This is a genomic window from Dokdonella sp. (genome assembly GCF_036518555.1).
Classification (GTDB): Bacteria; Pseudomonadota; Gammaproteobacteria; order Xanthomonadales; family Rhodanobacteraceae; genus Dokdonella_A.
Genome location: NZ_DATDMY010000287.1, coordinates 1 through 11,035 on the forward strand (window position 1 = coordinate 1; position 11,035 = coordinate 11,035).

Sequence of the window (11,035 nt, forward strand, 5' to 3'; positions counted from 1 at the left end):
GTCCCGACCTGCTCGCTCGCCTCGACGACCAGCAGGCCAGGCGCGCACGCGCGTCGCTGCTGCGCCGTCTGCGCCGCGTGGATGCGGTGGACGGCGCCGGCATCATCGTCGAGGGCCGACGGCTGCTCAACTTCGCGAGCAATGACTACCTGGGCCTCGCGCAGCATCCGGCATTGCGCGAGGCCTTCGCGCGCGCGGCGGCGCGCTGGGGCGTCGGAGCGGGCGCGGCACACCTGCTCGGCGGACACCGCGACGAGCACGCGGAACTCGAACAGGCGCTCGCGCGCTGGACCGGCCGCGAGCGCGCGCTGCTGTTCTCGACCGGCTACATGGCGAACCTCGGCGTCGTCTCCGCGTTGCTCGACGGCGAGGACCTGTGCGTGCAGGACAGGCTCGACCACGCGAGCCTGCTCGACGCAGCGCGGCTCGCGGGCTGCACGCTCAAGCGCTACGTGCACGGCGATGTCGCGAGCGCCGCGCGCCAGCTCGGCACGCGCCCCGAGGCCGCCGCGCTGCTCGCGACGGACGGCGTGTTCAGCATGGACGGCGACGTCGCACCGCTGCGCGAGCTCGCCGCGCTCGCGCGTGCCGAACGCGCGACGCTCATGGTCGACGACGCGCACGGCCTCGGCGTGCTCGGCGCCGACGGCGGCGGCAGCGTGGCCGAAGCGGGCCTCTCGCAGGACGACGTGCCCGTGCTCATGGGCACGCTCGGCAAGGCGCTCGGCGTCGCCGGCGCATTCGTCGCGGGCGGCGCGACGCTCGTCGACGGTCTGGTGCAGTCCGCACGCACCTTCGTCTACACCACCGCGCTGCCGCCCGCGCTCGCCGCGGCGACGCGCGTCGCGATCGACATCGCACGTTTCGAGCACTGGCGCCGCGATCGCCTGCGCTGCCTCGTCGCCCATTTCCGCGAAGGCGCCGCCGCGCGCGGCATCGCGCTGCCCGAGTCGCGCACGCCGATCCAGCCGGTCGTCGTCGGCGACAGCGCGGCTGCGCTCGTATGCTCGCAGCGCCTCGCCGAAGCCGGTTTCTTCGTTCCCGCGATCCGGCCGCCGACGGTGCCGAAGGGCCATGCGCGACTGCGGATCGCATTGTCCGTGCTGCACGCCGAGGGCGACGTCGAACGCCTGCTCGATGCGCTCGCGGCGGCCCGCGTGCGCGAACCGTCCCTCGCAACGCAGGCCTGACCACGCATGCACATCGAAACCCACGGCGACGGCGTCGACCTCGTGCTCATCCACGGCTGGGCGATGCACGGCGGCATCTTCGCGCCACTGCTCGCGGCACTCGCGCCGCACTTCAGGGTCCACCTCGTCGACCTGCCCGGCCACGGCCTCGGCCGCGACGAGACGCGGTTCGACGTCGTCGACAGCGCGCGGCGCATCGCCGCGGCGACGCCGCGCGCGCTGTGGGTCGGCTGGTCGCTCGGCGGCCTCGTCGCGCTGCGCGCCGCGCTCGACGCACCGACGCGCGTGCGCGGCCTCGTCATGCTCGCATCGAGCCCGCGCTTCGTCGCCGCGCCCGGTTGGCCGCACGGCGTCGCGACGACCGTGTTCGGCGAGTTCGCGAGCGAGCTGCACGCGCGCTACCGGCACGCGATCGAGCGCTTCCTCGCGCTCGAGACGCTCGGCTCGACGCACGCGCAGGCGGAACTGCGCGAACTCAAGCAGATCGTGTTCGCGCGCGGCGAGCCGCGCCTGGATGCGCTCTGCGACGGCCTCGCCGCGCTCGACGCGAACGACCTGCGCGATGCGCTCGGCGGGCTCGCGATGCCGAGCCTGTGGATCGGCGGCCGGCGCGACCGGCTCGTACCGCCGGGCGCGATGCGCTGGGCGGCGGAGCACGCGCCCGATGCGCGCCACCTCGAGTTCAACGGCGGCCACGCGCCCTTCCTCGACTTCGCGCCGGCGATCGCCGACGCGCTCGTCGCCTTCGCGGCGGAGCTGCCCGCGTGAGCGCCGGTCTCGACCGTTCGCACATCCGGCGCGCGTTCGGCCGTGCCGCGAGCAGCTACGCCGCGCATTCGCCGCTGCAGGCGGAGGTCGCGGCGCGACTGCGCGAACATCTCGACGGATTTCCCGATGTATCTCCGCGCCGCATCGTCGATGTCGGCTGCGGCCCCGGTGAAGGCTGCGTCGCGCTGCGTGCGCGCTACCCGCACGCGGAGCTCATCGCGCTCGATCTCGCGCTGCCGATGCTGCGCGAGGTCGGGTGCGCGGGATCCGGCGTGGCGCGCGATGACGAGGCTGCCGGCCGCCTTTCGCGCGTCTGCGCCGACGCGCAGGCGTTGCCACTCGCCGACGCGAGCGTCGACCTCGTCCATTCGAGCCTGTGCCTGCAGTGGTGCGACGACCCCGGTCTCGCGCTCGCCGAATTCCGTCGCGTGCTGCGTCCGGAGGGGTTGCTGCTGTTCTCGACTTTCGGCCCCGATACGCTGAATGAGCTTCGCGCCGCGTTCGCCGAGGTGGACCAGGCACCGCACGTGAGCCGCTTCATCGACATGCACGACATCGGCGATGGCCTGCTCGCGAGCGGCTTTCGCGACCCGGTGCTCGAGCGCGAGGACTTCACGCTGACCTACGCGGACGCGCGCAGCCTCATGCGCGAGCTGCGCGCGATCGGAGCGACCAACGCCGACGCGCGGCGCCAGCGCTCGTTGACCGGCAAGGCGCACCTCGCCCGCGTCGAGGCCGCGTACGAGCGTTTCCGCTCCGACGGAGTGCTGCCCGCGACGTACGAAGTCGTCTACGCGATCGCGCGAGCGCCCGCGCCGGGCCAGCCGCGCCGCGATCGCGGCGGCGACGTCGCGAGTTTCCCGCTCGAGCGCCTGCGCGGCAGCCGGCGCAGGCCATGAGCAGGACGTCGCGCAGGGCGCTCGCTGCCGTCGCGCTCGGGCTCGCTGCCGCGCTGTTCTTCACCGCGACGTACGTGCTCAACCGCGCGATGGCGAGCGCGGGCGGCCACTGGGCGTGGTCGGCCGCGCTGCGTTACCTGTTGACCTTGCCGATGCTCGCGCTCGTGCTCGCCTGGCGCGGCGGCTTCGAGGCGGTGTGGTCGGCGCTGCGCGCGCATCCGGCCGCGTGGCTCGCGTGGAGCGGCATCGGCTTCGGCCTGTTCTGCGTATGCCTGACCTGGGCCGCGGCGTTCGCACCCGCGTGGCTCGTCGCGGGCACGTTCCAGCTCACGGTGATCGCGGGCATGCTGCTCGCACCGCTGCTCTATCGCGACGCGCGTGCGCGGTTGCCGCGCGCGGCGCTCGCATTCGGCGGCGTGATCGTCCTGGGCGTCGCACTCATGCAGGGGGCGCATTTCCACGGCCATCTCGATCGCGACGCGTGGCTCGCCCTCGGCGCGGTGGCGCTGTCGGCCTTCCTCTACCCGCTCGGCAACCGCGCGATCCTGCTCCACCTCGAGCGCACCGGCGAGCAGCTCGACGCGACCCAGCGCGTGTTCGGCATGACGCTCGCGAGCCAGCCGTTCTGGTGGCTCGTCGCCGCCTACGCGGGGCACGCGGCCGGCGCGCCCGCGCCGATGCAGCTGCTGCTCGCGGCCGGCGTCGCCTTGTTGACGGGTACGATCGCGACGATCCTGTTCTTCCGCGCGACCGCGATGGTGCAGGACGATCCCGCCGCGCTCGGTGCGGTCGAGGCGATGCAGGCGGCCGAGCTGCTGTTCTCGAGCGTACTCGGCGTACTGTTCCTCGATGAGGCCGTTCCCCATGGCTGGGCTGCCTGCGGCGCGTTGCTCGTCGTCGCGGGCATCGTCGCGCTCGGCATCCTCGTCGGCCGCAGTGCCGCGGGCGACCGCCGCGCGACGCGCGCGCTGCACTGCGACCGCGGCGCGTGACCCGGCGCGCGATCGGCGCGTCGATGCGATCGCGAGTCGCGGCTCAGGCGGCGTAGAGTGGCGAGACGAACTGCGCACCTTCGTCGCGCGCGATCGTGCGCGCGAATTCGAGGCCGAGCAGCGAGATGCGCAGCGGCGCATGGGCGTCGAGCGTGCGCAGCCACGGTAGCCGGCGCTGGTCGAACTCGAGCAGGCGCGCACGCCAGGCACCCGCGAGTCGCGCGAACGCATTGCGCAGGAAGGCACGGTGCGCGCTCCAGCGGGTCGGCGCCGTGCGCGATGGCGCACAGCCGCGCGCCGCCATCGTGTCCCAGGCAAGAAAGTCGCTGTCGGGCAGCAGGAACAGCTTCGCGCGCGCCTGGCCACCGGCATCGTCGAACGCGAGCCATTCGCGCGGACCGTTCGGCGTGACCGCTTCGTGGATCGCGACCTCGGTGCAGCGCGCGAGCACGCCGAGCGCGGGGTGATCGAGCAGGACCACGTCGCCCGCGCGCGCACTCACGGCCGCTTCCGGCGCGGATGGCCCGCGCTCGAGCCAGAGCACGGGGCCGAGCTTCGGCAGCGCATCGGCGAGGCGCGCGAGGTCGAGGCGCGGCGACGGCGTCGCCGGGAAGCGCGGCTCCGCGTGCGGCGGAACCCTCGCGGTGCGGTCGTCGTCGAATGCGATCATCGTCGGCCTCGACCCGGGTTGCGGCGACCGCGGTCGATTGGCCGCTTCATTTCGTGAGGATGAGCTTGTCGTTGCGCGTGAGGCGCAGGTGGTATTCCTGACCGGCATGATCGATCACGAGTTCGCGTCCGCCAGCGAGCAGCGTGCTGCTGCTGATCCGCGCCGCACGCGGCGTGATCGCCACGGGGCGCGCCGCCGCGGGCGCGTCGGCATCGAGCGGGAAGGCTTGCGCGGTGGACGTCGAATCGAGCATCGCGATCACTCCGGGTTGTACGGCTCGACGCAAATGATAACGATTCGCATTAGCGTGTCAACCCGTTGATCGATGTTGCCTTGGCGCCCGGCCACGGTGTTAGTTCCGCCAATGCCTGTCAGTCCGACGACGGCAAAAGCTGTCAGTTGGTCGAAATCATGTCAGTAGCGCGATTTCGGGCAACCGCTCAGTATGCAGCCCATAGATCGTTGTACGAGAGTATCTCGCTTTCGAAGTCTTCTGGGACCGTGCATCATCGTAAGTCGCATACGCATCGAATCCGTCGAGACGATGCTCCCAAGGCGACCGTCGACGGTCGGACGTACGTTGGCACTCGTTTGCGCCCGCAGCTGGCGATCGCGATGCAAGCCGCGCGTCTCAACCGGAACGGTGAGCACGATCGCTGCCCACCAAAGAGAAAAGAGCGCGAGCCGCCAAGGCAATTGTCGTGGCCAACAGAGCAGCGCCCCACGCAGACAGAGTGGGCACGGGCGCCGCGGGAGATGCGGCCGCTCCCAACAGGGTGGCTGTTGCCGTGTTGTTCGAGGGATTCTGATCAGATAGCCAGTTCGGAAACCCGAATGTTACGGGGAAGATAGGCGGAGCCATCGCCGTGTAGTCGATGTTCAACGTACAGCCGCGCGATTCACCAGGTGCGATTGGCGTCGCCGCCGTTGCGGCTGACCACGTGTACATATAGTAGAAGCTGCTTCCGAGATCGACGACGGCTAGGACCAGATTCCCCGCGCAGTCGGCGGACGCCGTCGTCGTGTCGAGCTCGTTGTAGATCGCTGAGCTGAGCAGCACGACACGATCGACTGGATCGGGACCATTGTTCGTCACCGAAATCACCATAGTGATTCGCTGACCTGCGTTGAGATTCGAACTGGGGGTAGCCGTCAAGGTGACAGCGACATCGGCCGGCAGCAGCACGCTGCCGGCCATACTTTCATTTGCGGCGGCGCAGGCGAGTAGGAAGCCGCACAGCCGAACCCATGCGCTCGTCATTGAAAGCTCCTACTCGAAGCCGCTCGCGAAGATGCGCCCTACACTAGCACGGTACTGGGCCTGGATCGGCGCGATCTCCTTGATGAGTCGGGCGTTGTCTCTCGTACCAAGACCGGTGTGAAACCAGTCCACATAGACGTCCGGATTCGAGTAGTGAAGCAGTCGCTCGCACGGATGACCGGTGCACTCGTTGATGTAGGACATAATCGTTATGTATCCCCTGTCCAGTTCCGTCTCTACATCCCAATGAGCGAAGGCATAGGAGCGGACAGGCGTAGGGTTGGCGGGCAAGTGGTCCGGGTTGTGGTTCGCACCGAACGTGTGGGCGAACTCATGTGCAAAGACGTAGTCCCCCGTATTCGTCGCGTAGTCCAGTAGAACTGCCGCATACGCCCAGGGCGCGAATGCAGGCCCCGGCGCAGGGAGACCGCTCTCCTGTGGCATGTACGCGATCCCAAGCACGGGCCCCGTTCCGGTCGTAATGTAAACGACGACGTCTGCAGCCCAATAGTTTCTGAGCGCATCGATCTGAGTGTCGCTTTGCAAGAACGACAGGTCGTGGCTGGGCTCGTTGTAGACGGTGCGCGAAATTCGTTGCGCGCCTGCCAGCCTCACTTCAGCAATGTTCGGCTGGCCAGGGCTGGTGCTACTGTCCATCGCCAGTTGCGTTTGATCGACCGCGAACTGCGCCGTCGACCAGATGTTCAAGGTGGTGAAGGAGCCGTTGAACAAGACAAGGATGTCGACGGTCTGGTCCGTCGTTCCCTTCGAATCTCCCAAGGTCGTTGCGCCCGCCGACAACGGAACGAATGGTGCGGGTTCGAAGCTCGTTCCACCGCCCGCATTGTCGTACCGACTTAGCCGAAGAGCTCCTGAAGAAGTCTGGTCGATGCCATATTGGCCGCTAGAGCATGAGATCGTTCCCTTCTTGAAGGAGGGGGCGACACTGAAGATCGCGTTACAGTCGCTGCTTTGACCGGTCCAGAGCAGGGCGTTGCCACCACGGCGCTCACCTCTCAGGCGAGCGAACGTCGTTAGGGGGCGACCAGGCAGATTGATATCCAGTGTCGCCGGAAGCGTGCCGAGCAACTGCTCATCCAACGTCACCGGCCAGGACGCCGTTGCGCGCGGACCCGCCTCCGCCATGGGCGCACTGATTGAGCCGACGGAACTAAACACGGTGGTCCCCGGACCGGAAGGCACCACCACAAACGACTGTGTCTGGACTCCACTCCGCGCCGGATTTGCGGCAACAAGGACCAGAGCAGCGAACGCTACTTTGCGGAAAAACATGGATCCCCTGTGCGCTTGATTCCCCGCAAGTACTATACATGACCGCATTTGCCAGACGTGTAAGAAATTTCTTACACGAGGCTACCGCGTGCTCAACTCCTCGATCGCTAGCGGCATCAGGAGCGAACGCCGCCACACCACGTCTCTGAAGGCGACTTTGGAAGCGGCCCAGATTCGCCGTAACGTCCCAGTGGACGCGACCGGCGCGCGAGTCGCACCTGAGGAACATCGGGTAAGGCAAGGTGGCCCTGCCGCAACTCCGCCGGAGGTTCAAGGTTTCCGAGTGCCTTGCGGAGGAAATGACGAATGCGATGTCGACGTTCGATCTCTGCGGTGGCAGGTATCGCACGGCCGCCCGTGAGTCCCGCCATCTCGCATACGCGTTGGAAGCCCTTGAGTATGGCAAGGCATTCCGGAAGCGGTCTTTCGCTACTGCACTTTGCTTCATGTAACGCGGCATTGAAGAACGCGGGGGATTCTCGACTCGGGTTCGATGATATGAGCCAATCCTTGGGAAGGAGGCGCTGCCCGTCCATCCGCGAGGGCCATTCGCGCAGGAGCGCGCGATGTCTGAGACATAGGGTAACGAGTCCGTAGCTCCATTCGCGCCGAAAGTAGGGCGTCCGCTGACGCGTGAGGTCGTATTCGAAGCACAAGGGGCAATACGCAGTCCGCGCATAGGATGGAAGCAACCAATAGGGCTCCCGCACGGCACGCTTCAGAATCTCATCCGATGAAATGCCGAATCGCTCCGCGGCTGCCAGCCAGAGCGATATGGGCTCGGCCGCATCCAGATCAGCACCGCGGCGCGCTCGGCCGCCGGATAATTCGCGTACGAGGACTATCCGACGGATCCCATACGACTGTGCGGCGGCATCCAAGAAGCTTGAGAGCGATTCATCGTGCCTCTGATACCGCGCTAGTCAACGATTCACGCGGGCGGGCATGCTGACTTCACACCTCACGTCGCGGCGGAGTCGACGATGCCGAACTCGGCCGGCACTTTCGCGTAGAACAATGCCAGGTCCTCCTTGCGGACGAGCGCGAGCAGCGCGTCGGCCTGCTCGGCGCTGACGAGGAACTCGACGAGGATCGGCTCCTGCGCGAGTTCGAAGAAGTGCTGCTCGTGCAGCCGACCGTGCCGCCCGTAGCCGGCGATCGCGCGGAACACCGACCCGCCCGGTATGCCGATCTTCATCGCCTGCTCGAGCAGCCACTCGTAGACGAGTGCGTGCTGGAGGCGGCGACCGACGACGGTATAGAAGCGCAGGTGGTATCCGGTCATGTCCGACGCCCCGTTCAGGACTCGAAGCAGCGGCGCACGAGCTGCATGCCGCCGAGCGTGGCGACGAGCGAACCCCCGACATGCGCGGCGACGAGCGCGCACATCCAGGCGTATTCCTGCCGCAGCATCAACGTGACCGCTTCGGCCGAGAAGGTCGAGAAGGTCGTCAGGCCACCGAGGAAGCCGGTCGTCGCCGCGAGGCGGAGCGCGGGCGGCAAGGTCTGCAGTTCGGTGAACACGCCGAGCGCGACGCCCATGAGCAAGCCGCCGACGAGGTTCGCGGCAAGCGTGCCGAGTGGCACGGCGGGGAACACCGGATTCAGCAGCAGCCCGAGCGCCCAGCGCAGCCATGCGCCGAGCCCCGCGCCGACGAAGATGCACACGGCCTCCACGGGACGAACTCCTCCTGTCGAGGGCACGCGCGGTGTCGTCGATGGAAAATACGACGCCTGCGCGAGCCCGTTGGGCTTGGCAGGCATCATCAGCCGAAGCGGCGGTTCGCCCGCGTTGCGGGCCGGAGGTATGCCATCTCCGCTGGATCGAGCCTAGCGCGCGAGGACGACGCTGTCCACGGCGACGCCGCGCCGCTTCACGCCGGCAGGGCAACCGAACCGCATTCAAGCCTCGACCTCCGCGCGCACTGCATCGGCCGCGGCGCGGTCGGCGCGGACGATCGCATGCGTTGCCGCGAAGCTTCGCCGCGGGCAGCGCCACCGCTACCATCGTGCGTGCGCGCGGTTGCGCGCGCACCATCGGCGGGAAGCGCACGCGTGCTCCAGTTCCGTTTCGACCAATTCCGGCTCGATCCCGCGCGGCGCGAACTCTGGCGCGGCGACGAGCTGCTCAGCCTGCCGCCGAAGGCGTTCGACTGCATTGCGTACCTGATCGAACACCGCGCGCGCGCGGTCGGCCGCGACGAATTGATGGCCGCAGTCTGGGGCCGCAGCGAGGTCAGCGACAACCTGCTCGACCAGGTGATGCTGCGTGCGCGGCGCACGCTCGGCGACACCGACGAGGATCGGCGCATGATCCGGACCGTGCCGCGCTTCGGCTACGCGTGGGTCGCGGCGGTCGAAACCGTCGAGGACGCGCGGCCGGCGCAGCCGACGTCGTCGCGCGCGTCCGCCGCAAGCGCAGGCGCCCACGCGAACGAACCCGCGGATCGCAGCGGCGCGCACCCGGAAGCCGCGCCGGCGCGTCCGGCGCGCGCGATCCGTCCGGCGATCGTCCTCGGCATCGTGCTCTGCGCGCTGGTTGCAGCGGGCGCATGGTGGCGGTCGCACGCGCCGGCGCCGCCATCGACGTCGCACGCGAACCTCGCCCTGCTGCTTCCCGTGGTCGTCGAGGCCGATGCCAAGTACGGCTGGGCACGGCTCGGCGTGATGGATCTCATCGCGGACCGCTTGCGCGGAGCCGGCCAGGCGATGGTGCCGAGCGACAACGTGATCCCGCTCGCGCGCGAACTCGGCGCCGGCGAGCCCGATGCTGCCCAGCTGCAGCAGATCGCCGAGGCCTCCACGGCCGCGGTCGTGCTGCGCGCACACGCGGCGCTGTCGGGAGGGTACTGGCGCGTGAGCGTGCAGAGCCTGCGTGGGCGCACGCCCGCGCTGTTCGCCGAGGGCGAGGCACGCGAGCTGCTCGAGGCCGCGCGCATCGCCGCGGATCGCGCCGCGGCGCAGCTCGGCCTCGTTCCGCCGCGCGACGACGACGTGCTGCCGCCGCGCGAACGCGCGCTCAACGGCGTGCTGCAGCAGGTCGAGGCTGCGATCCTCGCCGACCAGCTCGATACCGCGCGCGCCTTGCTCGACACGCTCGACCCCGAGCAGTCGGCGCGGGCGGACGTGCGTTTCCGGCGCGCCGACATCGATTTCCGCAGCGGCCGCCTCGACGCGGCGCAGGCGACGTTCGACGCGCTGCTCGGCGCCGGTTCCGCCGACGACGACCCGCTGTTCCGCGCACGCGTGCTCAACGGGCTCGGCAACATCGCGCTGCGGCGCGACGACTATGCCGCCGTGGAGCGCCGCGCCGACAGCGTCGTCGCCCTGCTCGGCGACGCGGCACCCTCACCCGAGCTCGGTCGCGCCCTGACCGGTCGCGCGATCGCACGCAGCGCGCAGTTCCGTTTCGACGATGCGGTCGCCGACTTCGCCCAGGCGCGCGTGGTGCTCGAAAGCGTCGGCGACCGGCTCGGTCTCGCGCGCATCGACGCCAACCTCGGCATCCTCGAGGCGCGCCGCGACCGCTACGCCGAAGCGCTGCCGCTGCTCGAGCGCGGCGCGGCGCAACTGGCGAACTTCCACGACCGCACGAGCGAGCTGTTCGCCCGCGTCGCCGCCGCGTACGCGAAGCTCTACCTGCTCGACCCCGCCGCGGCGCTCGCGGGCGAAGCACGCCTGCGCGAGCTCGTCGAGCGCGAGCCGAATCCGCAGTGGCGACGCTACGCGACGCTCGCGCGCGTCGACGTGCTCGCGGCGAACGGGCGCACCACGGATTCACGCGCCTTGCTGGCCGGCGTGCTCGAAGACGCCACGCGCGCGGGCGACGCAGCGCTGCTCGGCTCGGCTCGGATCATCGCCGCGCGCGAGGCGCTCGCGGACGGCGACACCGCGCGCGCCGCCAACGAGGCCGGCGAAGTGCTCAAGACGAGCTGGCAGGCGGAGACGCCGCGCGAGCAGGC

At 69.3% G+C, this 11,035-nt stretch carries 11 protein-coding genes, 1 pseudogene and 1 riboswitch; of the genes and pseudogenes, 5 read left to right on the forward strand and 7 right to left on the reverse strand.

The annotated features are described in order from the left end of the window. From bioF to VI238_RS15595, 4 genes are all read left to right on the forward strand, one after another. Nucleotides 1-1,190 (forward strand): 8-amino-7-oxononanoate synthase (gene bioF, locus VI238_RS15580; RefSeq protein WP_331652999.1); only part of this gene is annotated, 1,190 nt, incomplete at its 5' end. Nucleotides 1,191-1,196: 6 nt separating this feature from the next. Then, entirely contained in the window at nt 1,197-1,958 is a 762-nt protein-coding gene (gene bioH, locus VI238_RS15585) for a pimeloyl-ACP methyl ester esterase BioH (protein ID WP_331653001.1), read from the forward strand. Continuing rightward, entirely contained in the window at nt 1,955-2,857 is a 903-nt protein-coding gene (gene bioC, locus VI238_RS15590) for a malonyl-ACP O-methyltransferase BioC (RefSeq protein WP_331653003.1), read from the forward strand. The genes bioH and bioC overlap by 4 nt, the downstream gene beginning before the upstream one ends. Beyond that, nucleotides 2,854-3,849: a multidrug resistance efflux transporter family protein gene (locus VI238_RS15595; protein WP_331653005.1), complete on the forward strand. Its 996-nt coding sequence runs from the start codon at nt 2,854-2,856 to the stop codon at nt 3,847-3,849. The genes bioC and VI238_RS15595 overlap by 4 nt, the downstream gene beginning before the upstream one ends. Before the next feature lie 43 nt (nt 3,850-3,892). On the opposite strand, the gene VI238_RS15600 is transcribed toward VI238_RS15595, so the two are convergent. The 7 genes and pseudogenes from VI238_RS15600 to crcB form a co-directional block, all read right to left on the reverse strand. Then, the gene (locus tag VI238_RS15600; protein ID WP_331653007.1) at nt 3,893-4,519 is read right to left on the reverse strand and encodes a hypothetical protein; all 627 of its coding nucleotides are present in this window, start codon (nt 4,517-4,519) and stop codon (nt 3,893-3,895) included. A gap of 46 nt (nt 4,520-4,565) precedes the next feature. After that, on the reverse strand, nt 4,566-4,772 hold the full coding sequence (gene hemP / locus VI238_RS15605; protein WP_331653009.1) for a hemin uptake protein HemP: 207 nt from the start codon (nt 4,770-4,772) through the stop codon (nt 4,566-4,568). Between the two features lie 378 nt (nt 4,773-5,150). Continuing rightward, nucleotides 5,151-5,780, reverse strand: a complete 630-nt coding sequence (locus tag VI238_RS15610) for a hypothetical protein (protein WP_331653011.1) — start codon at nt 5,778-5,780, stop codon at nt 5,151-5,153. 9 nt (nt 5,781-5,789) lie between these two features. Continuing rightward, nucleotides 5,790-7,073 carry a M12 family metallo-peptidase gene (locus VI238_RS15615; RefSeq protein WP_331653013.1) on the reverse strand — a complete coding sequence of 428 codons (1,284 nt, stop codon included), beginning with the start codon at nt 7,071-7,073 and terminating at the stop codon, nt 5,790-5,792. A gap of 116 nt (nt 7,074-7,189) precedes the next feature. Continuing rightward, nucleotides 7,190-7,966 (reverse strand): annotated as a pseudogene (locus VI238_RS18780) (TniQ family protein); the annotation flags it as partial. A gap of 68 nt (nt 7,967-8,034) precedes the next feature. Continuing rightward, nucleotides 8,035-8,358, reverse strand: a complete 324-nt coding sequence (locus tag VI238_RS15620) for a DUF190 domain-containing protein (protein WP_331653015.1) — start codon at nt 8,356-8,358, stop codon at nt 8,035-8,037. 14 nt (nt 8,359-8,372) lie between these two features. Beyond that, on the reverse strand, nt 8,373-8,750 hold the full coding sequence (gene crcB / locus VI238_RS15625; RefSeq protein WP_331653017.1) for a fluoride efflux transporter CrcB: 378 nt from the start codon (nt 8,748-8,750) through the stop codon (nt 8,373-8,375). 73 nt (nt 8,751-8,823) lie between these two features. After that, nucleotides 8,824-8,900, reverse strand: a riboswitch (Fluoride riboswitch). 228 nt (nt 8,901-9,128) lie between these two features. Between crcB and VI238_RS15630 the strand changes: the two genes are divergently transcribed. Beyond that, on the forward strand, nt 9,129-11,035 hold a 1,907-nt coding region (locus VI238_RS15630), incomplete at its 3' end, for a transcriptional regulator (RefSeq protein WP_331653019.1).

Coding starts and splice junctions, on each gene's coding strand:
- bioH (WP_331653001.1), top strand. CDS start 1,197: ATGCACATCGAAACCCACGGCGACGGCGTCGACCTCGTGCTCATCCAC.
- VI238_RS15595 (WP_331653005.1), top strand. CDS start 2,854: ATGAGCAGGACGTCGCGCAGGGCGCTCGCTGCCGTCGCGCTCGGGCTC.
- VI238_RS15600 (WP_331653007.1), bottom strand. CDS start 4,519: ATGATCGCATTCGACGACGACCGCACCGCGAGGGTTCCGCCGCACGCG.
- hemP (WP_331653009.1), bottom strand. CDS start 4,772: ATGCTCGATTCGACGTCCACCGCGCAAGCCTTCCCGCTCGATGCCGAC.
- VI238_RS15610 (WP_331653011.1), bottom strand. CDS start 5,780: ATGACGAGCGCATGGGTTCGGCTGTGCGGCTTCCTACTCGCCTGCGCC.
- VI238_RS15615 (WP_331653013.1), bottom strand. CDS start 7,073: ATGTTTTTCCGCAAAGTAGCGTTCGCTGCTCTGGTCCTTGTTGCCGCA.
- VI238_RS15620 (WP_331653015.1), bottom strand. CDS start 8,358: ATGACCGGATACCACCTGCGCTTCTATACCGTCGTCGGTCGCCGCCTC.